Genomic DNA, 22,887 nt, shown 5'->3' with positions numbered 1-22,887 from the left:
AAAGTGCAAAAACTCTGCCCGCCAACGCGAACGGCGCGCCCACCGGGAAGGGTGGACGCGCCGAACGCGAGGCGGCTGGGCCGCGAAAACTACCGGCCGATGGCGGCGGCCATCACGCGCACTGCCGAGATCAAGCCGTCGATCAGATTGCCCTGACGGAACGAGGCCAGCGCGGCGGTGACGCCCAGCTGGCAGATGCGATCGTTGGCCCGCTCGGCCACGTTCACCCCGGAACGCACCTCGATCGCCTGCTGGTTCGGGGAGACGGCGATGAGCACCGAGTCGGCCGCCTCCGGGGTGTTCGGCAGGATCGCGTCGGCACCGGCCGAGGGATCGTTGCCGAGGTCACCGAGGTAGATGTTGAAGCGGACCTTGGTCGCGCGGGTCGCGTCGGTGAGCGCGTTGTCGAGGGCGACGCGCTCACGATCGGTGAACGGCACCTCGTCGAAAACCGTGCCGGGCTCGTGTACGCCCGAGACTCGTCCGCTGCTGGTCAGCGCGAAACCGTGCGGCAGATCGGCCTCGACCACCGCGGGCCACTCAGAACTTGCCACTTGCCCGGCCTCCGATCAGCGCCGCGTCAGCGGCTTCGAGAGCCGCATGGCTGCCATGCGGCTCGGCGGTGTGGTGACCGGCAGCGGTCACCTCGTCGGTAGCGCTCCACAGCACCGGCGGGTGGGTCCACTTCTGCCCGAGCGCGAAGTGGGCCGGCTTCTCTCCGGGAAACTGCTTACCGAGATAGGACAAACCCGCGATCGCGAAGTAGATCGCGGCCGGGATGCCGACGAAGATCAGCACTGTCTCGAGAATGCTCACGGTCCAACGGTAGACGATGCTGTGTAGTAGTTCATCCCCCGGCTGCCCCTTCGCGCGCGCGTGTCACACCAACCAGGCCGCCGCGTTCGGTGGCAGCCGGTCCTCGACGACCGGCGCGCTGGTCAGCAACACCTCACCCGGCGGCAGCTGAATCGGCCCGTCGGAGGCGTTCAGCACACAGGTCAGCCCGCCCGGTCGGCGGAAGGCCAGGCACCCGTCGGGGCTGCCGTACCACTCGAGGCGATCACCGGCGAACTCCGGCCGCGTGCCGCGCAGGTCGATCGCGAGCCGGTACAGCGACAGCGTCGAGTGCAGGGTCTCGAGCTGGGCCTCCACGGTGCGATCGGCCCAGTCGGCCGGGATCGGCAGCCACGAGGTGTCCCCGGCGGTGAACCCGAACGGCGCGGTGGTGCCCTCCCACGGGAGCGGCACCCGGCAGCCGTCACGGCCGCGTTCGGCGTGCCCGGTGCGCTCCCACACCGGGTCCTGCAGCACGTCCTCGGGCAGGTCGTCGACATTGGGCAGGCCCAGTTCGGCGCCGTTGTAGACGAACACCGCCCCGGGCAGCGCCAGCTCCACCATCAGCATCGCCCTGGCCCGCGCCACCCCGGCCTTGCCCCCGCCGTAGCGGGTCACCTCACGTTCGATGTCGTGATTGGACAGCGTCCAGGTCGGCGGCGCGGCCACCGCGGCGACCGCGTCGAGGGAGTGAGTGATCGCTTCGCGGACCCCCTCGGCGGTGAAGGGCGCCTCGGCCAGGCGGAAGTTGAACGCCAGATGCAGTTCGTCCGGGCGCACGTACTCGCCGAAGCGGACGTTGTCGTCGACCCACACCTCGCCGATCGACACCGCGTGCGGATAGTCGTCGAGGACTGTGCGGATGCGGCGGTGGATGGCGTGCACGCCGGGATTGTTGAAGCGCGGATCGTCGTCGTCGTGCACCAGCATCTTCGTCTCGACCGTGGCCATGTCGGGCAGACCTTCCGGCTTGGCCATGCCGTGCGCGACATCGATGCGGAACCCGTCGACCCCGCGGTCGAGCCAGAACCGCAGCGTCTTCTCGAAATCGTCGGCGACCTCCGGGTTGTCCCAGTTCAGGTCGGGCTGCTCGGGCGCGAAGATGTGCAGGTACCACTGGCCCGGGGAACCATCGGCCTCGGTGACCCTTGTCCAGGCGGGGCCGCCGAAGATACTGGGCCAGTTGTTGGGCGGGGAAGCGCCGTCGGGTCCTCTACCGTCGCGGAAGATGTAGCGGGCCCGCTCGGGGCTGCCCGGCGCGGCCGCCAGCGCGTCGACGAACCAGGAATGCTCGACGCTGGTGTGGTTGGGCACCAGATCCATGGTGACCTTGATCTCGCGATCGTGCGCCTCGGCGATCAATTCGTCCAGCGCGGCCAGACCGCCGAAGAGCGGGTCGATATCGCGCGGGTCCGACACGTCGTAGCCGCCGTCGGCCTGCGGCGAGCGCATGACCGGGCAGATCCACAGCGCGTCGACCCCGAGTAGCTCCAGGTAGCCGATCTTCTCGCGCACGCCGCCCAGATCGCCCACCCCATCACCATCGGAGTCGGCGAACGAGCGCGGATAGACCTGATAGAACACGGCGGTCTTCCACCACGGATCGGTGCTTGTTTCCCCCGGCACCGGCGAGGCAGGTGTCTGTGTCACACCGGCAATATTGCCAAAGTTCGCCCGGGATATTCACCTGCCGCGTGACTTTCCTCGAATCTGGCAAATCGCCAGCGTTCGCCACGCCGCGCCGAAACGTAGGGGTAAACCTCGGCATCGAGGGGAAATGGGGCCGCCACCTGCTGGTCATCAGCGAACGCGGGGCACCCGTACCACCCGGTTGGGCGTTTCAGCCGGTCGGTGTGCCGCTTCGTCAGCCGGGCGCGTTCTGGAGGGAGTGCGCGGCCATGTGGAAGTAGTCGAGCAGGGCCTTGCGGTGCTCGTCGTCCAGGATCGACGGTTCGATCTCGCCGACGGCGATCCGCATACACCGCATCCACGCGTCCCGTTCCAGTGGCCCGACGACGAACGGGTGGTGCCGCATCCGCAGCCGCGGATGCCCGCGCTCGTCGGAATAGGTGCGCGGCCCGCCCCAGTACTGTTCGAGGAACATCCGCAGCCTACGTTCGGCCGGGCCGAGATCCTCCTCCGGATACAGTGGTCGCAGGATCTCGTCGGCGGCGACCTCGCGATAGAACACCGACACGATGCGGCGGAATGTCTCGGCGCCGCCTACCGCGTCGTAGAACGAGGTCGTTGTCTGCTCACCTGAAGTCACATCCCCATTGTGCCCCGCTGACCGGCGAGCGATCCGGGCGGTAGACCTCGGTCACGAACGTGGCGCCCTTCAACCACAGTTCACTCGAAAGTTTGAAAAATAGCCGTGCAATACCGGCAGAACCATGGTCAACTGGGTTGCAGTATCGACCCCAGATACCACATGATCCTGCCAATCATGAAATTGAGGTCACGATGAAGCAGCGACCAAGCGCCCGCTCACACGAGGCGCGCGCGCATCGACAACTCCAGCCCGCCGAAGTCCACAATCGTGGCTCGGGGGCTATCCCGCTGCACATCTTGTCCGATCATCATCCGGGCGCACACGGTCATCACGACCTGCCGCATCATCCCGCGCCGCTGCATCTCGCCGGAGACCACGACGTCGCCGCATGGCGCAAACGCCGGGTCCTCCTGCTCAACGCCACCTACGAACCGCTCACCGCACTGTCCGCGCGCCGCGCTGTCGTTCTGCTGATCTGCGCCAAGGCCGACGCGGTCCACGACGATCCACAGGCCCCGGTCCTGCATTCCGCGGGCGCCACCGTGGCGATTCCCTCCGTCATCCGGCTGCGCACCTACGTGCGCGTGCCCTACCGCGCCCGAGTGCCCATGACCAGGGCCGCGCTCATGCACCGTGACCGCTATCGCTGCGGGTACTGCGGCGGCAAAGCCGAGACCATCGACCACGTCATCCCGCGTAGCCGCGGTGGCGAACACTCGTGGGAGAACTGCGTCGCCAGCTGCGCCCCCTGCAACCACCGCAAGGCGGACAAGATGCTGACCGAACTCGGCTGGACGCTGCGTCATCCGCTGGTCTCACCCAAGGGGCCGCACTGGCGACTGCTCTCGACCACCGCCGACCTGGACCCGACCTGGTTGCAGTACCTCGGGGAGGGCGCGGCCTAAGCGCTCTCGATGACCATCGTGGCCCAGGTACCCGGTTCGAGGGCCTCGAAGATGTGTGGGAGATCGCCCAGGTAGCGGATGTAATCACCGGGACGCATTTCGACGGGCTCGTCGGCGGGGCCCGCCATCGCGTGCCCCGCCGCAAGGACGACGTGTTCGACCACGCCGGGTGTGTGCGGGTCCGAGCGGCGGGTGTGGCCTGGCTCGGCGGCGATGCGGTAGACGTCGCAGCGAGTGTGCGATTGCCCCGCTGCGAGCAAAGTCACTCGATAGTCCGCATCGGCCGCAGGCACCGGTGCACCCTCGTCCGCGCGGATCACCTGCACGTTGGCGCGGGGCGGGTCGAGCAGCTTGGAGAACGGCATCTCCAGGGCGACACACAGCGCCCAGAGGGTTTCCAAGCTGGGGTTACCGGTGCCCGATTCCAGTTGCGACAGTGTGGATTTCGCGACTCCGGCACGGCTGGCGACCTCGGTCAGCGACAAGCCTGCGCGAGCGCGTTCGCGCCGCAGCGACGCCGCGATCACCGCTTGGGGTGGTCCGGCGACCGGGTCCTGCCGGTCCATCAAACGCCTCCTGAGAGCTGGCGATATCGCGTTGACTTTACCCACCCGGGGCGTTCATTATGTGAAACATGCGTTCGATCTGGCGAACACTCGACAAGGGCACCGCTGCCGCCGTGGCCGCGGCGTGCTGTGCCGTCGGCCTGTTCGGTGTGTCCTACGGCGCCTCGACGATCGCGGCGGGATTCCCGGTGTGGATGCCGATCGTGATGGCGGTGACGGTGCTGGCCGGTGGATCGGAGCTGCTCTTCTTCGGCATCGTCGCGGCCGGTGGCAGCCCGCTCGCGGCCGTGGTCGCCGGCCTGCTGCTCAATGCCAGGCACCTGCCCTACGGTCTGTCCGCGCCAGAGGTGTTCGGGAGCGGCTGGCGGCGGGCGCTGGGCATCCACGTCCTCAACGACGAATCGGTGGCCTTCGCGACCGCACCCGGCGACCAGGACCGCAAACGCGCCGCCTACTGGGCCTGTGGCATCGGCGTCGCGCTGTGCTGGCCACTGGGCGCCGCCCTGGGCGCGGGACTCGGCTCGCTGGTCCCCGACACCTCGGCCCTCGGCCTGGACGCGGTGTTCCCGGTGATCCTGCTCGCCCTGATCCTGCCCGCCCTGCGCGACCGGGCGACCCTGCGCCCCGTACTGGTCGGCGCGGCGCTCGCGGTGGTCGTCGCGCCGTTCGTGCCGGCCGGATTGCCGGTGCTGATCGCGCTGGGCGGACTCGTGTTCGCCCTGCGTCCGCCCCAGCCCACCCGCACCGAACCGGTCGCCGCATGAACGCCCCGTACCTGCTGCCCGCCATGTTGGCGCTGGCGGTCGGCACCTATGCCCTGCGCTGGACCGGCCCCGCCCTGCGCCATCGGCTGCGGTTGTCGGCTCGCACGATCCACTTGCTCGACACCGGCGCGCTGATCCTGCTGGCCGCACTGGTCGCCACCGCCACCCTGCCTACCGGATCCGGCGAACTCGGTATCGCCCTCCCCGCCGGTGTCGCCGTCGGCGGCATCCTCGCCTGGCGGCGCGCGCCACTGCTCGTTGCGGTCCTCGCCGCAGCCACCACCACCGCGGTACTGCGCCTGATCGGCATGCACTGAGCACTGCGGACATTCCGCGCTGTGAATTGCCTTCGACTGGAATCGGTTTCCGGCGCCTCGATGACCTGTTGGGTTCCGTCGATGGTGCCGCTCTCGCACGCGGCGGCCTTCGCCGTCGCGGCGTTCATCATCATCGTGCTCCCGCGCCCGAACGTGTTGTTCGCGATCGGGCGGGCGTCGACGCTGGGGCGACGCCCCGCGATTCTGTCGGTGCTCGGCGCCGTCGCCGGATCGACAGTGCCGCTCATCACGATCGCACCGGCTTTCGCGAGCGCGAAGTGACGATGCTCGCCCGCGCGGCGCGGCGCGGCGCACCGCCGGCGATGTCAGCTGGGCGACAGGGGAATCGCGCCGCCGAGGCGACGGGCGACCGAGCCGTAGCGGGCGTCGAGGCGTAGCCAGGTGCGGGTGGCGCGGACGCGGACCAACTCGGTGGGCTGGATGCGGCGCGACTCCGTCTTCTCCCCCGCGTGGGGGATGAAGTCCATGGCGGTGAGGGCGAAGACCACACGCATCGGCACCTGGACTTCCAGGTCGTCGGCACCGGTCACCGTGAGGACGGACTGATCGAGCAGCGAAGCCGGTGGGCCGTGGCTGGTGCCGTGTTCGCGAGCCACGTCGGCGCCGCGCTCGGCCAGTTCGACCAAGGCGCGGGCCGGTACGTCGTCGATGTGCACGAAGCCGTCCGTGGGTGGCAGCGCGCCACGCCAGGCCGAATCCATCGAGTAGCCGAGGTCGACCGGATGACCGGTGCGCAGGCCTGCCAGCACCCCGTCGGCACCCACGGTCACGTCATCGACGCCCAGCTCAGCGGTCACGGTACGCACCGCCAGGGTCTCGAAACCGGTGGCGACCCAAGCGGAGACGAGGCTGGAACCCCGGCGGCGCAGGCGGACGACGGCGGCGGGATCGAGCCGGATCGCGCGGGTGAGGAAGGTGGCCAGGTTCTCACGTTCGGCCGGATCGGGTGTGTGCAGCACCCGCTGTTGTGAATTCACGAAGTCTCAGGCCCGCCACAGTGCCAGGTAGTCGCGTTCGGTATCGCTGAGCCTGCGCAGCCGCTGGGTCTCGATGTCGAACGCGGCGAGCTGGGTGGTCGCGATGACCGCGGGCGGTGAATCCGGGGCCGCGCCGTCGGCCCGCACCTCGTAGCCGATGGTGAAGTCGACCGCGCGCAACTGCTTGACCCACATCGCGATGTCGAGTGGGGTGTCCTCGTGCCGCAGCTGCCCGCGGTACTTCACGTGCAGATCGACCAGCACACAGCCCTGGCGCCCCATCGAGGCCGTCGGCTTGTCGTCGTCGAACAACCACGGAATCCTGGCCTCTTCCAGCAGGGTCACCATCCGCGCGTGGTTGACGTGCTGGAACACGTCCATATCCGACCAGCGGATCTCCACCTTGGCGTGGAACCGATGCGGCAGGACGAGGTTCGCCGCTGGTGCGACCGTGTTCGGCGAGCTGGTCACCGTGGTACCTCCGATTGGGCGCCCACCCCGCTCACCATGCTCCGCACCTGTCGCGCGGCGACCGACAGTGTGGCGAGGTCGTGGGTCCCGGACTCGAACAGTTCCGCCAGTGCCGCGCGCGCACGACCCAGCCGGGACTGGTTCTTCGACTCCCAGTATGCAATTTTCTCGTCGGCCGTCTCCTCCGGGTCACCCGCGGACAGCACATCGAGGGTGAGCGAACGCAGCGAACCGTACATGTCGTCACGCAACGCGAGCCGTGCCAGCGCGTGCCAGCGGTCACCGCGTTCGAGATGGCTGACCGCCTCGAGCAGCCAGTCGATCTTGAGATGCTCGTTGAGCGCGTAGTACAGCGCGCCCACCTCGGCGCCGTCGCGGTCGGCGATGTCGGCGATGTCGACCACGTCGAGCAGCGGGTACAGGCTGAGCAGCCCGAACACCTCGGTCGCCAGCTCGGTCGGCACGCCACGGGCGATCAGCTCTGCCGCACCCTGGGTCAGCGAGGTGACGTGGTGCCCGCGCAACCAGCCCGGCACCTGCGGCGCCAGCTCCTGCACCCGCCGGTGGTAGCGATTGATCTCGGCGCCGACGGCGATCGGCTGCGGGCGGTTGCTCAGCAACCAGCGCGAGGCCCGGTCCAGGGTGCGCTTGGATTCCAGTTCCAGCAGGTCACACACCCCAGCGGGGGCATCGGCGCCACGGATGCGCGCCCACACGTCGTGCAGTTCGAAGATCTCGGTGGCCGCGGCGAACGCGCGCACCGTGTCGGAGGTGCTGGCACCGACCTCCTCGTTGAGCCGGTGCGCGTAGGTGATGCCCGCGTAGTCGACGACCTCGTTGACCAGCATCGTGGTGACGATCTCACGACGCAGCCGATGCTTCTTGATCGCCGCGCCGAACCGTTCGCGCAGCGGCGTCGGGAAGTACAGCGGCAGCCGGGCCGCGAAATGCACACTGTCGGGCAGATCGGTCTCGAGCAGATCGGCTTTGAGCCCGAGCTTCACATGTGCGAGCAGATTGGCCAGCTCCGGCGAGGCCAGCCCGGTGCCCGCCTCGGCGCGGCGCGCCAGCTCGGCCTTCGACGGCAGCGCCTCGAGCTCCCGATCCAGGCCACGGCGCTGCTCGAGATCGGCGATCACGCGCCCGTGCACCGTGAGCATCTGTGGCGCGTCGGTGCGCGCGATGCCGATGAGCACGTTCTGGTCCACGTTGTCCTGCAACACCATCCGGGCGACCTCGTCGGTCATCGAGGCCAGCAGTGGATTGCGCTCCTGCGGCACCAGCATGCCCGAACTCACCACGCCGTCGAGCAGAACCTTGATGTTGACCTCGTGGTCGGAGCAGTCGACACCCGCGGAGTTGTCCAGCGCGTCGGTGTTCATCTTCCCGCCGGCCCGGCAGAACTCGATCCGGCCCAGTGCGGTGGCCCCGAGGTTGCCGCCCTCGCCGATCACCTCGACGCGCAACTGGTCTCCGTCGACCCGCACCGCGTCGTTGGACTTGTCGCCCACCTCGGCGTTGGTCTCGGTGCTCGCCTTCACGTAGGTGCCGATACCGCCGTTCCACAGCAACTGCGCCGGGGCGAGCAGAATCGCGCGCACCAGCTCGGGCGGTGAGAGCGCCTGCACCGTATCGGGCAGGCCGAGAGCGATGCGCGCCTGCGGCGAGATCGGCACCGACTTCACGGTGCGGTCGAAGACGCCGCCGCCCGCGCTGATCAAGGCGCGGTCGTAGTCGGCCCAAGACGAGCGTGGCAGCGCGAACAGCCGCTCGCGCTCGGCGTAGGAGGTGGCGGCGTCGGGCTGGGGGTCGAGGAAGATGTGGCGGTGGTCGAACGCGGCGACCAGCCGGATGTGGCGCGAGAGCAACATACCGTTACCGAACACGTCACCACTCATGTCGCCGATTCCGACGACAGTGAAGTCTTGGCTCTGGGTGTCGATACCCATCTCGCGGAAGTGGCGTTTGACCGCTTCCCACGCACCCCTGGCGGTGATGCCCATCGCCTTGTGGTCGTACCCAGCCGAACCACCGGAGGCGAACGCGTCGCCGAGCCAGAACCCGTAGCGCTTGGCGACATCGTTGGCGATGTCGGAGAAGCTGGCGGTGCCCTTGTCGGCGGCGACCACCAGGTAGGTGTCGTCGCCGTCACGGCGGACCACCCGCTCCGGCGGCAGCACGGCGCCGGTGGCGAGATCGACATTGTCGGTGACGTCGAGCAGTCCGGAGATGAAGGTGCGATAGCAGGCGATGCCCTCGGCCACGCTCGCCTGCCGGTCGATCGCCGGATCGCCGGTGGGGGCCGGTGGCCGCTTCACCACGAAACCGCCTTTGGCGCCGACCGGCACGATCACCGCGTTCTTGACAGCCTGTGCCTTCACCAGGCCGAGGATCTCGGTGCGGAAGTCCTCGAGCCGGTCCGACCAGCGCAGCCCGCCGCGCGCGACCGACCCGAACCGCAGGTGCACGCCCTCGACTCGCGGTGAGTACACGAAGATCTCGAATTGCGGTCGCGGCTTGGGCAGTTCGGCGATCTCACGCGGTTCCACCTTCAACGACAGGTAGTCGCGCGGCCGGTCCTCGGCGTCGACGACGTAGTTGTTGGTCCGCAGGGTTGCCTTGATCAGGCCGAGGATGGCGCGCAGGATGCGGTCGGCGTCCATGCTGACCACCTCGTCGATGCCCGCCCGCACCCGCGTCTCCAGCTCGGCGGCCGCCTCGGCGGAGACGGTCGCCGGATCGAATCGGGCGGCGAACAGGTCGACGAAGTCGCGCGCGACCTCGGGATGAGCCAGGAGCACGCGGGCGATATTGGTCGGGCTGTACGGAAAACCGGCCTGCTGCAAGTACTTCGCGTACGCACGCAGGATAGCCACCGACCGCCACGGCAGCCCGGCGCGGAGCACGAGTTCGTTGAGTCCGTCGGCCTCGGCGCGGTCGCACCAGACCGCCTCGAAGGCGTCGGTGAACCGGGCGCGCAGACCGTCGGCGCGGCCGGGCAGTTCGAGCAGTTCGGCGTCCAGATCGCCGCCGAGGGCATTGCGCAGCAGCTCGGGACGAGCCTGCAAACCGAAGTCGTAGATCCAGCGCTCGGTGCCGCCGTCGAGTTCGAGTTGGTAAGGCCGCTCGTCGACGACCTCGACGCCCAGGCTCTGCAGCACCGGAAGCACCTGGCTCAGCGACACACTCGACCCCGCGATGAAGAGGCTGAAGCGCCACGAACCCGGCGCGGCCTCGGGCCTGCGGTACAGGTGCTGACCGATCCCACCCTCGGTGAGCCGTTCCAGGCGCACGATGTCAGCCAGCGCGTGAGACGGCGCGAAGTCCTGCTTGTAGCTCTCCGGGAAAGCCTCCGCATAGCGCTTCACCACAGCGGGATCGAGCACGGTGGAGGTGGCCACCTCCTCGCCGATGCGGTCGTCCCAGGTGTGGCTGGCCGCGTTCAGCAGCGCCTGCAGGCGCAACCGGTTGTCCTCGGAGGTGTCGGGCGCGGCGGCGCCGGTGCCCTCGGCGGGCAGCATCACCGTGAAATACACACTGGCGAGTTCACTTTCGCTCACCCGTGCCGAGTAGTCGATATCGACCCCGCCCAGCTCGGCGACCAGGATCGACTGCATTTCCAGCCGCACCGCGGTGGTGTAGCGATCCCGCGGCAGGTACACCATGCAGGCCACGAACCGCCCGTACCCGTCGCTGCGCAGGAAAAGCCTTACCTGCCTGCGCAATCCGACGCCGAGGACCGCGACAGCGGTGCGGCGCATGGTCTCGATGTCGGCGGAGAACAGTTCGGTGCGCGGGAAGGACTCGATCACCTCGAGCATCGCCTGGCCGGAGAACGACTCCTTCTCGAAACCGGCCGCCTCGATCGCGGTGCGCACCCTGCGGTTGATCACCGGGATGTCGAGCACATTCTCGTGCACCGCGCTCACGGTGAACACGCCGATGAACAGATGCACCCCCACTACGGCACCCGCCTCGTCCACATCGGCGACGCCGACGAAGTACGGGTACACCGAGCGGTGTACGGTCGCGCGCACCAGGCCCTGGGTGAGCATCAGCAGCGGCCGGTCACCCCCGTTGATCGGCACCTTGAAATCGGTGCCGATATCGGGGCGGAGCACTCCGAGACTCGTGCCGGGCACCGCCGTCGACACGGTGTACCCATCGGCCACCACCCGGCGGTAGTGGGCGTAGCCGAGCAGGGTGAAATTGCCGTCAGCCAACCAGCGCAGCAGTTGAGCACAGTCGGACAGGTCCACGGCGGGGAACGGCGCCGATCCCGCGCGGGCTACCCGGTCGAGCTGATCGGCCAGCGAGCTCTGCACCTCGGCCATGGCCTCGGTGTCGTCGATCACCTGACGGACGTCGGCGACCACCTCGGGCATGGTGCGTTCGATGTGGTCGAGCTGAGCCCGGCTGGTGGAGGGGTGCAGCTGCAGGTGCATCCACGATTCGGCGAGGCCAGTCGGTCCGTTGCCATCCACCTCGTGCGGGGCGGCACCGGTGAGCGTGCCTTCCTCGTCGCGGGTCACCTCGAAAATCGGGTGGATCACCTCGGTGACGCTCACCTGCATCCGGCCCAGCGCCGCGGTGATCGACTCCACCAGCAGCGGCATGTCGTCGGTGACGACCTGGACCGCCGCGCCCATCCCCAACCCGTCGTCCGGGTGATACACCTGCACCAGGGCCGTGCCCGCCCGCCGCACCGCGGCCAGATCCATGTGGTTGCGGAAGATCTGGGTGATGCCGGTGATCGGGGAGCCCACATCACCGGCGTCGACGTGTCGGAAGTACGCCTGTTCGAGTATCGCGAGATCACCGCGCAAGCTCTGCGGCATCCCGGCGGCCCACGCCGCGCTCGACATTTCCGACGAGACCGTCATCGTTCGCCCACTCCCATGGATTCGGTTCGCTTCGATTCCGCAACACAGGTGACGCGAATTCGAGACTAGTCGGGGGTACTCGGACATGCTCAGGGAATTTCCGCTTGCCGCACCGGTAACTTGTGAAACGCCGACGGCCCGGCAGGTCGACCGTGTCCATCGATCGTCCTGCAGGGCCGTCGTCACCGACCGCGCGAATCAGTCGCGGGTCAGTTTGCGGTGCGTAACCCGGTGCGGGCGTGCGGCTTCGGCGCCGAGCCGCTCGACCTTGTTCGCCTCGTAGGCCTCGAAGTTGCCCTCGAACCAGAACCACTTGGCGTCGTTGTCGTTGTCGCCCTCCCACGCCAGAATGTGGGTGCAGGTGCGGTCGAGGAACCAGCGATCGTGGGAGATCACGACGGCGCAGCCGGGGAACTGCTCGAGCGCGTTCTCCAGCGAGCTCAGGGTCTCGACATCGAGGTCGTTGGTCGGCTCGTCGAGCAGGATCAGGTTGCCACCCTCCTTGAGGGTCAGCGCCAGGTTCAGGCGGTTGCGCTCACCACCGGAGAGCACCCCGGCCGGCTTCTGCTGGTCCGGCCCCTTGAAGCCGAACGCGCTGACGTAGGCGCGCGAGGGCATCTCCTGGTTGCCGACCTGGATGAAGTCCATGCCCTCGGAGACGACCTGCCAGACGTTCTTCTTCGGGTCGATACCGCCACGGTTCTGGTCGACGTAGCTGAGCTTGACGGTCTCGCCGACTTTTACCTCACCACTGTCGGCCGACTCGAGCCCGACGATGGTCTTGAACAGCGTGGTCTTTCCGACACCGTTGGGGCCGATGACACCGACGATGCCGTTGCGCGGCAGCGTGAACGACAGATCCTTGATCAGCTGACGATCGCCGAAGCCCTTGTCCAGGTGCGACACGTTGACGACGACGTCGCCCAGGCGCGGACCCGCGGGAATCTGGATCTCCTCGAAGTCCAACTTGCGGTGCTTCTCGGCCTCGGCGGCCATCTCCTCGTAGCGGCCGAGGCGAGCCTTGTTCTTGGCTTGACGAGCCTTGGCGCCGGAACGCACCCAGGCCAGCTCCTCCTTGAGCCGCTTCTGCAGCTTCTGGTCCTTCTTGCCCTGGACCTCGAGCCGCTGCGCCTTCTTCTCCAGGTAGGTGGAGTAGTTGCCCTCGTATCCGATCGCGCGACCGCGGTCCAGCTCCAGGATCCACTCGGCGACGTTGTCGAGGAAGTACCGATCGTGGGTGACGGCCAGCACGGCGCCCGGGTAGGCGGCCAGGTGCTGCTCGAGCCACAGCACGCTCTCCGCGTCGAGGTGGTTGGTCGGCTCGTCGAGCAGCAGCAGGTCCGGCTTGCTGAGCAGCAGCTTGCACAGCGCGACGCGGCGACGCTCACCACCGGAGAGGTTGGTGACCGGCTCGTCCGGCGGCGGGCAGCGCAGCGCGTCCATGGCCTGCTCGAGCTGGGAGTCGACATCCCAGGCGTCGGCGTGGTCGAGGAACTCCTGCAGCTGGCCCATCTCATCCATGAGCTCGTCGGAGTAGTCGGTGGCCATCAGTTCAGCGATCTCGTTGAAGCGATCCAGCTTCACCTTGACCTCGCCGAGGCCCTCCTCCACGTTGCCGCGGACGGTCTTCTCCTCGTTGAGCGGCGGTTCCTGCTGCAGGATGCCGACCGTGGCGCCCGGCGCGATGAACGCCTCACCGTTGTTCGGCCGGTCCAGTCCCGCCATGATCTTGAGGACGCTGGACTTACCCGCGCCGTTCGGGCCGACCACACCGATCTTGGCGCCGGGAAGGAAGTTCAGGTACACGTCGTCGAGGATGACTTTGTCGCCGTGCGCCTTGCGAACCTTGATCATCTGATAAATGAACTCAGCCATACGCGGAAGCCTATCGGTGGGGGAAACGGGGGTGAAATGCGGAAGGGGCGGATGCCGCGGAGACGACCCTCAGGCGTCGACCTGCTCGGTTGTCGTGGTGCTCGGCACCGCATCCGGCGATCGCGCCGGGAGGGAATCCGCCGCGGTCGTAGAGGCTACGGCAGTGAGTACGGGCGGTGCATACTCGGCCACGTCGTGGGCGGACTCGGGCTGTGCAGCGCCGCGGCGGTCGGAGATATTCCGAACCACCCCGTGCGGTGCCGTGCGCGGGCCGTCCGAGCGGCGCACCACCGTCGCAGTGCATCGGCCCAGGTCGGGCCCCACCGCGACCGCGCGCATCTCCAGATCCCGGCGTTCGGCGCCGTCCTTGGCGCGGTACTCGTGCGAGCGCAGTTGTCCGTAGGCGATCACCGGGTCGCCCCGATGCAGAGATCGGTCCACCCCCGTCACCAACCTGCGCCAGCAGCTCACCGTGAGGTAGAGATTTCCGTTGTCGACCCACTCCCCCGCACCGGGATCGAATCGACGCGCATTGCTCGCCATCCGGAAGGTCACCATCTGCTCGCCGTTGGCCAGGTCACGTCGGACCGGATGCGTGACCACGGTTCCGACCACCGTCGTATGTGCCTCGTACATCAGTAACTCCCCCGCTCGGTGAATTGCTGCTCTGTCCACTCCACAATGACCTGTCGAAGTGGCTTCCGGGCAACGAGAACGGGATCTGTGGATAGATTCGGCGGTTGTGGACATCGCCCGTGTCAGAGCGCGGGGAGCTCGGTGTTCGCCCCGCACAGCACGACAATCGGCCGCTCCCCCGGCGCCGGAACGTAGGCCCCGCTCTGGACCGCGGCCAGCGCAGCGGCGCCCTCCAGCTCGACGACCACCCGGAATTCGCGCCACAGGTACGTGCGGGCCGCGGCGATCGCGGCGTCGGCGACCGACAGCGCGGTCATCCGCTGACGCTGGGCGATGTCGAAGGCGATGTCGCCGATCCTGGTCGCGCACAGCAGTTCGGTGCTCCGCGACTGCCCGCTGACATCGACCGGTGCGCCCGCCGCGAGCGCGGCCGAGAGCACCGGGGTGTGCTCGGATTCGATGCCGATGATCTGCCTGCGCCTGCCCAGCGCCGCGCCGAGCCCGGCGATCAGGCCCCCGCCACCGACCGCGACCAGCACCGGTGGCCGACCACGCACCTGTTCTTCCAGCTCGAGGCCGATCACCCCGGCGCCGGCCACCACAGCGGGCATGTCGTAAGCGTGCAGATGTTCGGCACCGCGTTCCGCGGCCAGCGTCAGCGCCCGCCGCTGAGCTTCGGCATAACTGGTGCCGTGCCACAGCACCTCCGCACCGTGCGCCCACATCGCGGCCACCTTGGTATGCGGCGCTGACTCGGGCACCACCACCGTGCACGCCTTGCCCAGCTGGGCGGCGGCCAGCGCGACCGCGATCCCGGCATTGCCGCCGGAGGCGACCACCACATGGTCGGCGCCCTCGTCGGCGGCCAGCAGGGCGTTGAGCGCGCCGCGCACCTTGAAAGTGCCGCCGTGCTGCAGGAACTCCAGTTTCAGCGAAACCGGCACCGGCCCGTCGGGCCCGTCGACACTGGTGTGGAACACCGGCGTCTTGCGCGCCCGACCGGCCAGCCTGCGTCGCGCGACGCGCACATCGGTGCGCAGCACACGCTGAGGTCTCGCGCGCTCGGTCGATTCCGCATCTACCGGCACACCGGATCCGCTCACCGGCGTACCTCGCCATCACGACGCGCCAGCTCGGCGTACATCGCGTTGTAGGCGGTCAGGTCGGCGTCGTTGTCGCGGTCGGCGGCCCGGTCGGTGCGCTTGGCCAGTCGCCGATCGCTGCGCGACCACTGGATCAGCAGGGCCAGCATCACCACGACCAGCGGCACTTCACCGCTGGCCCAGGCGAAACTGCCCCCGTTGCGCTGGTCGGCCAGCAGATCGATGTTCCAGCCGAGGCCGAGCGTGCGGTAGAACCAACCGCCGAGGACCGTGGTCATCGACATCAGCGCGATGCCGAAGAACGCGTGGAACGGCAGTGTGCCGAACACCATCGCCAGCTTGGTCAGCGGCGCCACCTCGCGCGGCTTGGGATCGATCCCGATCACGACCCAGTAGAACAGGTAGCCGCTGAGCAGGAAGTGCGTGTTCATCATCAGGTGGGCGGCGTGCGAGTCGACATAGGCGTCGAAGATCCCGCCCAGGTACAGCGCGTAGAACCCGGCGACGAAGATCACCGAGGCCACCACCGGCTGGGTGAGGAACCGCGAGACCGGGTTGTGCACCGCGGCCAGGATCCACTCGCGCGGTCCGGGCACTCCCTCGCGGCCGGCGGGCGGTAGCGCGCGCAGGGCCAGCGTCACCGCGCCACCGAGCGCGAACAGAATCGGCGCCAGCATCGACAGCGCCATGTGCGCGCCCATGTGCACGCTGAACATGGCGGGCGAGTACCGGCCGACCCCCGAGGACGTGGCGAGCAACAACACCACGCAGCCACTGAGCCAGGCGATGGTGCGACCCACCGGCCAGGCATCTCCGCGCTTGCGCAACCGGCGGACACCGAGCAGATACAGCACGGCGAGCACGATCGCCAAGGTGCCGAAGATCAGGTCGAAACGCCAGTCGAACAGCAGCCGGCTCATCGTGGGCGGCCCGGCGAGGGTGTAGCCCAGTTCCACCTCGACCGGCGTCGGAATCGACGTCGGCGGCGGCGGCGGAGTGCGGCCCAGACCCACGGCCAGCCCGATGGTTGCCGCGAACAGCAGCATCTCCACCCCGGCGAAGCGGATCAGCGCACCGCGATCGCGCGGGTCGGCCGCCAGGGCGGGCAGCGCGGCTCGTCGCTGTAGGTAACCGAGGGCGCCGAGGATGAGCAGCGCGGCTGCCTTGGCGAGGACGAGCTTGCCGTAGGTGGTGGTGAACAGCTCCGCGAACGGCACCCGCACCCAGGCGTTGACCACGCCGCTCGCCGCGATCACGGCGATCGAGACGGTCGCCGCGATCGAGAATCGACGCGCGGCGACATCGGTGTCCGTGCCATCGCGCAACGCGTGCGCGAGCACCGCGACCAGACCGCCCACCCACACCGCGGCCGACACCATGTGCAGGATCAGCGAGTTCGTCGCTACGTCATGGGATCCGCCGGAGGATGAATGCCCGGTCAGTGCCAGCGGCATCATGGTGATCAGCGCGCCCGCCAGCAGCAGCGGCGTCCAGCCCCAGCGCAGCGCGAGCCGGCACCCAATCGCCACGATCAACGCCAGCAGCGCTGTCGTGCGCCAAGCCCCGGCCACCTCGACCTGGTCGATGACCGGCCACAGCACCTCGGGCCGCCACATGGCCGACACCGACTGCCCGGTCGTGTCCGACACGGTCAACGGCACCAGCAGCACCGCGCACCCCGCCCAGACCAGCGCGGCGTCACCGGCGCGGCGCACCGCCCGATATCCGCCCGCCTCGAGCAGCCCGCTGTCGCGCGGGGGCAGCAGGAACGCGGCGAACAACAGGGAGCCGACCGTCACCGCCGCGGCCAAATCGGCCACCGCGCGCACCGCAGGCAGTCCATATGTTGTCAACGGCCCCGGATCGGGTATGCCCAGCAGACTGAGCGCTTGCGCCGCCGACAACCCGACCACGAGAGCAGCCACCATCGCGGCCATCGCCCCCGCGACGACACTGAGCACACCGAACGACGAAGCGTTTCCCGCCGACGCAGACCGACCCGATTCCACCGGTGGCGCGCCGTCGACGGCGGGTCCAGCGGAGGGGTCCTGCGATAACGACATGCCAACGAGGGTAGTTCGACGTGCCCGCGCACGCCCCGATGGGGCATCGCTCCCGATCCCAGATCCTGATCTGGTCGATCGCTATACTTTCCGAGCTGGACACCACGGCCGAGTTCGGCCAAGGTGAATGCGACTGCCTCCGTAGCTCAGTTGGATAGAGCAAGGGCCTTCTAATCCCTAGGTCGCAGGTTCGATTCCTGCCGGGGGCGCAAAACCGCCTCTGACCTGCAAATTAGGCAGGTCAGAGGCGGAGCTGCCCACCAAGCACAATGCTCGCCCACTCAGGACCTCGAGGCAGAAGAGCTGCTGGCGGCCGACCCGTTCACGTAGATGACTCCCCGACAGTGCCCGAGAAGAAGATCCCAGTTCCGCCGATGGAAGCACGGCGGAAGGTCCTCGCCGACTGCGAAGGCACAGCCTTCGAAGATCGGCGCGACTCGGCGATCATCGGGCTCATGGTCGACGCCGGTCCGCGAATCGGCGAGATCGCACCGCTGGACGTCGAAGCCCTCGACTTCGCCGAGAACACCGTCCTGGTTCTCGGAAAAGGGCGCCGCCCGCGGACACTCCCGCTCGGCGACAGGACGCGCACCACGCTCCGACGGTACCTACGGGCCCGCGCACGTCGATCTCCGCGTCTACCCCGACTCGCCCCACGAACTATTGCGGTCGGTCGAGTTCGAGCAGCTGCTTTCTGATCTCCGCCTTGAGGACCTTGCCGATCCTTGATCGAGGCAGTTCTGGCCAGACTTCGATCTGCTTGGGCGTTTTCACGCTGCCGAGGTGCGACTTGACGAACGCTGTCATTTCAGCCGGATCCGTGGTGGTGCCCGGCCGCAACTCGAGAACGGCGGTCAATCGCTCGCCCCATTTGTCATCGGGTAGCCCGATCACCGCGCAGTCGGCTATCGCCGGGTGCGCCATGAGTGCTTGTTCGACTTCGGTCGAGTAAACGTTGAACCCGCCGGTGATCACCATGTCCTTGGCCCGGTCCACGATGAAGAGGTAGCCGTCCCGGTCGAGGTAGCCGATGTCCCCGGTGTGATGCCAGCCCCCCGCTGATGCTTCTGCCGTGGCCGCGTGGTTGTTGTAGTAGCCACGCATGACCAGAGATCCTCGGACCACGATCTCACCGCGCTCGCCGCAGGGCAGCAGGCGCCCGTCCTTGGCCATGATGGCGACCGTCACCAGGGGTGCGGGTCGCCCCGCGGACGACAGGCGTGCGCGGGCGATCGTTCCGTCGTCGGTGAAATGATCGTGCGGGGCCATGGTGGCAATCATCATCGGCGCTTCGGTCTGCCCGAACAGCTGTGCCATCACCGGACCGATGCGTGTCAACGCCGCTTCCAGCCGCGCCGCCGACATGGGTGCTGCCCCGTACCAGAAGCATCGCAGCGACGACAGGTCCCGGCCGTCGAGCGACGGATGGTCCAGAACCATGTAGATCAGTGTCGGCGGAAGAAATGTGTGGGTTATGTGATGGGTTTCGATGTTGTCGAGGAAGCTTGCGATGTCCGGCGTGCGCATGACGACGATCGATCCGCCGTGGCACAGCACCGGGAAGCAGAGCACTCCGGCGGCGTGGGTGAGCGGAGCCAAGGCCAGATAGGCCGGTCGGGTGCCGTCCACCGGCCAGGGGTAGCTCATCAGGGTGATCGCTGTCATTGCCTCGATATTGGCGCCGGTGAGCATTACGCCCTTGGGACGCCCGGTCGTTCCGCCGGTGCCGGCGATCAGCGCGAGGTCCTCGGGGGCGTGGCGGTCGACCGGCTCGACGTCCCCGGCGAGGAAGTCCTGCCAGTGGACCGCGAACTCCGGCTCGCCGTCGAAACACACCAGTGTGCGCAGCCGCGGCAACGTGTGTCGGATCTCTTGCACCAGCGGTGCGAACGACGCCTGGAAGAACAGCACCGAGCATTCGAAAAGGTCGAGCAGCTCCCGATTCTCGGCCGCTGCGTTCCGCGGATTGACCGGGCACCAGACCGCACCGGCGCGGCTGATCCCGAAGACACAGGTGAACGCGGTCGGGTCGTTGGCCGACAGGACCGCGATCTTGTCGCCCGGCGCGACACCGTGGGCAGCCAGGCCAGCGGCGATCCGGCCGCTGAGTTCCTGCACCTCGGCGTAGGTTGCGGTTTGTCCGTCACAGACCAGACAGGGGGCGCCAGGGTCTAGCGACGCCCCTTTGTCCAAATAGTCGACGAGCCGCATCAGTTGCCCTGGAAAGTCAGGATCGGTTCGGCCACCAGGCCGAACGCGCGCAGCTGGCCCAGCAGTTCGCGGTGCCCGAATGCCTGGCAGCCGGATGCGAACCCAGTTCTCTTGGGCGCCTGCTGAAGCAGCCAGGATGCGGCGAAGGCTTGCAGGAGGCCGGTCTGCTTGTAGTTCTGGTTGCCGTGGATGACACAGTGCGCACGACCGAGCGGGCCGGAGGCGTGCACGGAATCCAGCGACTTGTTCAGGCGCGGATTCTCCCGTGGTGGCATCTGATTCATGACCTGTGCGGCGGCGGCGGTGAGCGCCTCGTCACGGGAGTCGGGGTCCATGTCTTTGGTCGCCTCGATCGCCTGCGCCACGATCTGCGGTACGCCGTTCATCAGGGCGGCATCGAAGACGCCGCCCTGAGCCTTGCAGTTGGCCACTCGTGGATCTTTCCGGTACCACACGGGGTGCGAGGTGCCGCCCCACGGCAGTGACGTGGCGAGTTCGTGCTGGCCGGGAACGACCAGCGGAACCAGACCCTGGTTGGGGTCGAACTCGACGTAGGTGTTCTGCGCCAGGTAGTGCGCACGCGAGGTCGCCGCGTTCACCAGGATGGTGCGGGTCGAGGCGATCGTCGGGGAACCGCCCCAGAACACGGCGATATCGAGGGTATCGAGGCCGGGCTGCTCCAGGCACAGCTCGGCGGCGATCTCGCCGGTGGTGTACATATGCGCGAGACCCGGTCCCAGCAGCAGGCCCGCTGCGGCGAAGTCCGCGCCGTAGGTCTCGTCACAGGTGATGAGCCAGTCCTGCTCGCCGGTAGTGTCGAGGTAGTGCGCACCGGTCGCGAGGCATGCCTCGACCACTGCTGCCCCATACGTGCTGAACGGGCCAACGGTGTTGCACACGACTGATGCACCACCGAAAAGCTCGGTCAGGGACTCCGCATCGTGGTTGACCTCGGCGATTTCGTAGTCGGCGGTCTCGATACCAGGCACGTGGGATTCCATCGACCGCTTGGTTTTCTCACCGTCACGGCCGGCAGCAACAAAGGGAATGCCGTACTCGCGCAGGTACTCGCACACCAGACGACCGGTGTAGCCGGAGGCTCCATAGACGACGACGGGCTTGGTGGTCATGGTTGATCTCTTCTCTGTTCTGTGGTTTCGGGTGGGATCGGGTTCACATACCCATGCCGCCGTCGACCGGAAGCCCGGCGCCGTTGATGAAGGCAGAGGTGTCGGAGGCGAGGAACACCACCGCGTCCGCGATGTCCTCAGTCGAAGCGAGCCGTCCGGACGGGGTGAGCCCGACTACGGCGTTCACCGCTTCCTCTGGTGTGGCGAACAGGCCGATCCGTGCCACGTCCTCGGCCAGGGCGGCGCCCATGTGGTTCGGCACCAGGCCGGGGTAGAGGCAGTTCACCCGGACGCCGTAGCCGAGCTTGCCGCTCTCCATCGACGCGACCCGGGTGAGCCGGTCCACGGCTGACTTGCTGGCCGAATAGATCGAGATTGCCGGGAAGGCGATGGTCGCGGCGACCGAAGCGATATTGATGACGGTCCCACCGTTACCTGCCGCGCCGCCGGGGCGCATGGTGCGGAACGCGTGCTTGATGCCGAGCGCGGTGCCGATCACGTTGATATCGAGCATCTTTCGGGCATCGCCAGGGTCAAGGTCGATCAGCAGGCTGGTGATCTCCACGCCGGCGTTGTTGACGAGAATGTCCAGTCCGCCCAGTTGTTCGACGGCCGCGGCCAAGGCGGTGCTCCAGGCCGCGTCGTCGGTGACGTCGAGGTGCACAAAGCCGTGGCCTTCGCCGAGTGCTTCAGCGAGCTCGATGCCGGCATCGTCCTTTATGTCGGCGATGACGACTTTCGCACCGGCCTGAGCCAGCGCACGGGCCATGCCCTCGCCGAGCCCTTGTGCACCGCCGGTGACGAGTGCGGTGCGTCCGGTCAGGTCCATGTGGGTCATTCGATCTCCTTCATCGCGAGTGATGACGATCACACGGTCCCTCGATTCTATACAGTTGTCAAGAGTTTGCTTGGCAACTGTCAAGTTTCCGTTGTCCAGCCGTCAAGAATTTCGGTACGCTTGGGCCGTCAACGTCCGACTGAAGAGGACCGTGCATGCCGCGAGCCAACCCAATCGACAAGCACGACGCACGCCGTCGTGCACTCGCCGACTCCGCGCTGCGCACGCTCGGCGAAATCGGCTACGCGAAGTCGTCGCTGCGGGAGATCGCCAACAACTCCGAGTTCTCCCACGGTGTGGTGCACTACTACTTCAATGACAAGCTCCAGCTGATCCTGTACTGCGTGAAGCGGTTCAAAGAGACCTGCGTGACCCGCTACGACGGCGTGGTCGCCGACTCCGCCTCGCCGCAGGACCTACTGGACGGCTTCACCGGCAAGCTGCGCGAGACCATTGTCGAGGAGGCTCCGATGCATCGGCTCTGGTACGACCTGCGCTCGCAGAGCATGTTCGAGGAGAGCTTGCGCGAGTCGGTCGGTCAGATCGATCGCACCCTCGAGGACATGGTCTGGCAGGTCGTCACCCGATACGCCGAGTTGTGCGGCACCGAGCCGTCACTCACCCCGAACACCGCGTACGGCACACTCGACGGCCTGTTCCAGCAGGCGTTGCTCAGCTACCTCTCGGGCGACGAACAGGCGCTCGCGGTACTCGACGCCCAGGTGCATCAGGTCATGCCGCTCATGCTCGCTCGGTAGCTGCGGCGATCTGTGCTCAGCGGTATTCGCTGGGCGACATTCTGAGCGTGCACCGGAACACCCGGCTGAAGTGTTCGGAAGTGGGGAACCCCAGCGTGCGCCCACGGTGCCGACCCAGCTGTGGTGACGTCGCCGGATTCACCAGATCACGCCGCCACTGTTCGGGCGGCGCCACCCTGACAGTGTCGAACCCGTCGACGGAGTTCCCGCTTCGCTACTCGCCTGCGCAACGCACTGGAGAACGCCGCGCGACGCAGCATGAA

General features: G+C 67.7%; 21 protein-coding genes and 1 tRNA gene. 7 read left to right on the top strand and 15 right to left on the bottom strand.

Translation table 11 applies throughout. The features are described 5' to 3' along the window. Positions 1 to 89: 89 nt before the first annotated feature. From BOX37_RS06530 to BOX37_RS06515, 4 genes are all read right to left on the bottom strand, one after another. The gene (locus tag BOX37_RS06530; protein WP_071926854.1) at positions 90 to 554 is read right to left on the bottom strand and encodes a DUF5130 domain-containing protein; all 465 of its coding nucleotides are present in this window, start codon (positions 552 to 554) and stop codon (positions 90 to 92) included. Beyond that, positions 541 to 816, bottom strand: coding sequence for an aa3-type cytochrome oxidase subunit CtaJ (ctaJ, locus tag BOX37_RS06525; RefSeq protein WP_071926853.1), 276 nt, complete (start codon positions 814 to 816; stop codon positions 541 to 543). The genes BOX37_RS06530 and ctaJ overlap by 14 nt, the downstream gene beginning before the upstream one ends. Before the next feature lie 63 nt (positions 817 to 879). Then, complete coding sequence (locus BOX37_RS06520; protein ID WP_071926852.1) at positions 880 to 2,484, bottom strand: glycoside hydrolase family 13 protein; 1,605 nt, start codon at positions 2,482 to 2,484, stop codon at positions 880 to 882. Positions 2,485 to 2,698: 214 nt separating this feature from the next. Then, on the bottom strand, positions 2,699 to 3,103 hold the full coding sequence (locus tag BOX37_RS06515; RefSeq protein ID WP_071926851.1) for a globin: 405 nt from the start codon (positions 3,101 to 3,103) through the stop codon (positions 2,699 to 2,701). Positions 3,104 to 3,297: 194 nt separating this feature from the next. On the opposite strand from BOX37_RS06515, the gene BOX37_RS06510 reads away from it, so the two are divergent. Further along, on the top strand, positions 3,298 to 4,011 hold the full coding sequence (locus BOX37_RS06510; protein WP_240505242.1) for an HNH endonuclease: 714 nt from the start codon (positions 3,298 to 3,300) through the stop codon (positions 4,009 to 4,011). Here the strand turns inward: BOX37_RS06510 and BOX37_RS06505 are convergent. Continuing rightward, on the bottom strand, positions 4,008 to 4,577 hold the full coding sequence (locus tag BOX37_RS06505; protein WP_071926850.1) for a helix-turn-helix domain-containing protein: 570 nt from the start codon (positions 4,575 to 4,577) through the stop codon (positions 4,008 to 4,010). The genes BOX37_RS06510 and BOX37_RS06505 overlap by 4 nt on opposite strands. Before the next feature lie 68 nt (positions 4,578 to 4,645). Between BOX37_RS06505 and BOX37_RS06500 the strand changes: the two genes are divergently transcribed. From BOX37_RS06500 to BOX37_RS06490, 3 genes are read left to right on the top strand one after another with little or no spacing between them, the layout of a single operon-like run. Continuing rightward, entirely contained in the window at positions 4,646 to 5,341 is a 696-nt protein-coding gene (locus tag BOX37_RS06500) for an AzlC family ABC transporter permease (protein WP_071926849.1), read from the top strand. Beyond that, positions 5,338 to 5,658, top strand: a complete 321-nt coding sequence (locus BOX37_RS06495; RefSeq protein ID WP_071926848.1) for an AzlD domain-containing protein — start codon at positions 5,338 to 5,340, stop codon at positions 5,656 to 5,658. Before BOX37_RS06500 ends, BOX37_RS06495 begins: the two co-directional genes overlap by 4 nt. Before the next feature lie 60 nt (positions 5,659 to 5,718). After that, a complete protein-coding gene (locus BOX37_RS06490) occupies positions 5,719 to 5,940 on the top strand; it encodes a hypothetical protein (RefSeq protein ID WP_071926847.1) in 222 nt (73 codons plus the stop codon). 44 nt (positions 5,941 to 5,984) lie between these two features. Here the strand turns inward: BOX37_RS06490 and BOX37_RS06485 are convergent, their stop codons facing one another. From BOX37_RS06485 to BOX37_RS06455, 7 genes are all read right to left on the bottom strand, one after another. After that, on the bottom strand, positions 5,985 to 6,656 hold the full coding sequence (locus BOX37_RS06485; RefSeq protein WP_071926846.1) for a DUF8185 domain-containing protein: 672 nt from the start codon (positions 6,654 to 6,656) through the stop codon (positions 5,985 to 5,987). Between the two features lie 6 nt (positions 6,657 to 6,662). Next, positions 6,663 to 7,127: a thioesterase family protein gene (locus BOX37_RS06480; RefSeq protein ID WP_206045775.1), complete on the bottom strand. Its 465-nt coding sequence runs from the start codon at positions 7,125 to 7,127 to the stop codon at positions 6,663 to 6,665. Further along, a complete protein-coding gene (locus BOX37_RS06475; RefSeq protein ID WP_071926845.1) occupies positions 7,124 to 12,010 on the bottom strand; it encodes an NAD-glutamate dehydrogenase in 4,887 nt (1,628 codons plus the stop codon). Before BOX37_RS06475 ends, BOX37_RS06480 begins: the two co-directional genes overlap by 4 nt. A 198-nt stretch (positions 12,011 to 12,208) precedes the next feature. Then, positions 12,209 to 13,885, bottom strand: a complete 1,677-nt coding sequence (ettA, locus tag BOX37_RS06470) for an energy-dependent translational throttle protein EttA (RefSeq protein WP_071926844.1) — start codon at positions 13,883 to 13,885, stop codon at positions 12,209 to 12,211. A 69-nt stretch (positions 13,886 to 13,954) separates the two neighbouring features. After that, positions 13,955 to 14,521: a single-stranded DNA-binding protein gene (locus BOX37_RS33200; protein ID WP_084759459.1), complete on the bottom strand. Its 567-nt coding sequence runs from the start codon at positions 14,519 to 14,521 to the stop codon at positions 13,955 to 13,957. 122 nt (positions 14,522 to 14,643) lie between these two features. Further along, positions 14,644 to 15,624, bottom strand: coding sequence for a serine/threonine dehydratase (locus BOX37_RS06460; protein WP_240505241.1), 981 nt, complete (start codon positions 15,622 to 15,624; stop codon positions 14,644 to 14,646). Further along, positions 15,621 to 17,687, bottom strand: a complete 2,067-nt coding sequence (locus BOX37_RS06455) for a bifunctional copper resistance protein CopD/cytochrome c oxidase assembly protein (protein ID WP_071926842.1) — start codon at positions 17,685 to 17,687, stop codon at positions 15,621 to 15,623. Before BOX37_RS06455 ends, BOX37_RS06460 begins: the two co-directional genes overlap by 4 nt. A gap of 135 nt (positions 17,688 to 17,822) precedes the next feature. Here BOX37_RS06455 and BOX37_RS06450 point away from each other — a divergent pair. Together BOX37_RS06450 and BOX37_RS36060 are read left to right on the top strand one after the other, a co-directional pair. Further along, a tRNA-Arg gene (locus BOX37_RS06450) sits at positions 17,823 to 17,896 on the top strand. A gap of 60 nt (positions 17,897 to 17,956) precedes the next feature. Then, positions 17,957 to 18,385: a tyrosine-type recombinase/integrase gene (locus tag BOX37_RS36060; protein WP_084759458.1), complete on the top strand. Its 429-nt coding sequence runs from the start codon at positions 17,957 to 17,959 to the stop codon at positions 18,383 to 18,385. On the opposite strand, the gene BOX37_RS06440 is transcribed toward BOX37_RS36060, so the two are convergent. Genes BOX37_RS06440 through BOX37_RS06430 form a run of 3 tightly spaced genes read right to left on the bottom strand, consistent with a single transcriptional unit; the run spans position 18,348 to position 21,866 of the window. Next, positions 18,348 to 19,898, bottom strand: coding sequence for an acyl-CoA synthetase (locus BOX37_RS06440; protein WP_071926840.1), 1,551 nt, complete (start codon positions 19,896 to 19,898; stop codon positions 18,348 to 18,350). The two genes, BOX37_RS36060 and BOX37_RS06440, sit on opposite strands and share 38 nt — an antisense overlap. Next, the gene (locus tag BOX37_RS06435) at positions 19,898 to 21,028 is read right to left on the bottom strand and encodes a DUF5938 domain-containing protein (protein WP_071926839.1); all 1,131 of its coding nucleotides are present in this window, start codon (positions 21,026 to 21,028) and stop codon (positions 19,898 to 19,900) included. The genes BOX37_RS06440 and BOX37_RS06435 overlap by 1 nt, the downstream gene beginning before the upstream one ends. A gap of 43 nt (positions 21,029 to 21,071) precedes the next feature. Beyond that, positions 21,072 to 21,866: an SDR family NAD(P)-dependent oxidoreductase gene (locus BOX37_RS06430; RefSeq protein WP_071931233.1), complete on the bottom strand. Its 795-nt coding sequence runs from the start codon at positions 21,864 to 21,866 to the stop codon at positions 21,072 to 21,074. A gap of 155 nt (positions 21,867 to 22,021) precedes the next feature. Here BOX37_RS06430 and BOX37_RS06425 point away from each other — a divergent pair, with 155 nt between their 5' ends. After that, positions 22,022 to 22,624 (top strand): TetR/AcrR family transcriptional regulator, encoded by a 603-nt coding sequence (locus BOX37_RS06425; protein WP_071926838.1) that lies wholly within the window; start codon positions 22,022 to 22,024, stop codon positions 22,622 to 22,624. The last annotated feature ends 263 nt before the right edge of the window (positions 22,625 to 22,887 follow it).

This window comes from Nocardia mangyaensis, assembly GCF_001886715.1.
Taxonomy (GTDB): domain Bacteria; phylum Actinomycetota; class Actinomycetes; order Mycobacteriales; family Mycobacteriaceae; genus Nocardia; species Nocardia mangyaensis.
This window is presented reverse-complemented; position numbering and strand designations above follow the sequence as displayed.

Bases quoted from the DNA above. Each gene is read 5' to 3' on its own strand.
- BOX37_RS06510 (WP_240505242.1), top strand. From the start codon at position 3,298: ATGAAGCAGCGACCAAGCGCCCGCTCACACGAGGCGCGCGCGCATCGA.
- BOX37_RS06505 (WP_071926850.1), bottom strand. From the start codon at position 4,577: ATGGACCGGCAGGACCCGGTCGCCGGACCACCCCAAGCGGTGATCGCG.
- BOX37_RS06500 (WP_071926849.1), top strand. From the start codon at position 4,646: ATGCGTTCGATCTGGCGAACACTCGACAAGGGCACCGCTGCCGCCGTG.
- BOX37_RS06495 (WP_071926848.1), top strand. From the start codon at position 5,338: ATGAACGCCCCGTACCTGCTGCCCGCCATGTTGGCGCTGGCGGTCGGC.
- BOX37_RS06490 (WP_071926847.1), top strand. From the start codon at position 5,719: ATGACCTGTTGGGTTCCGTCGATGGTGCCGCTCTCGCACGCGGCGGCC.
- BOX37_RS06475 (WP_071926845.1), bottom strand. From the start codon at position 12,010: ATGACGGTCTCGTCGGAAATGTCGAGCGCGGCGTGGGCCGCCGGGATG.
- ettA (WP_071926844.1), bottom strand. From the start codon at position 13,885: ATGGCTGAGTTCATTTATCAGATGATCAAGGTTCGCAAGGCGCACGGC.
- BOX37_RS33200 (WP_084759459.1), bottom strand. From the start codon at position 14,521: ATGTACGAGGCACATACGACGGTGGTCGGAACCGTGGTCACGCATCCG.
- BOX37_RS06455 (WP_071926842.1), bottom strand. From the start codon at position 17,687: ATGTCGTTATCGCAGGACCCCTCCGCTGGACCCGCCGTCGACGGCGCG.
- BOX37_RS36060 (WP_084759458.1), top strand. From the start codon at position 17,957: ATGCTCGCCCACTCAGGACCTCGAGGCAGAAGAGCTGCTGGCGGCCGA.
- BOX37_RS06440 (WP_071926840.1), bottom strand. From the start codon at position 19,898: ATGCGGCTCGTCGACTATTTGGACAAAGGGGCGTCGCTAGACCCTGGC.
- BOX37_RS06435 (WP_071926839.1), bottom strand. From the start codon at position 21,028: ATGACCACCAAGCCCGTCGTCGTCTATGGAGCCTCCGGCTACACCGGT.
- BOX37_RS06430 (WP_071931233.1), bottom strand. From the start codon at position 21,866: ATGACCCACATGGACCTGACCGGACGCACCGCACTCGTCACCGGCGGT.
- BOX37_RS06425 (WP_071926838.1), top strand. From the start codon at position 22,022: ATGCCGCGAGCCAACCCAATCGACAAGCACGACGCACGCCGTCGTGCA.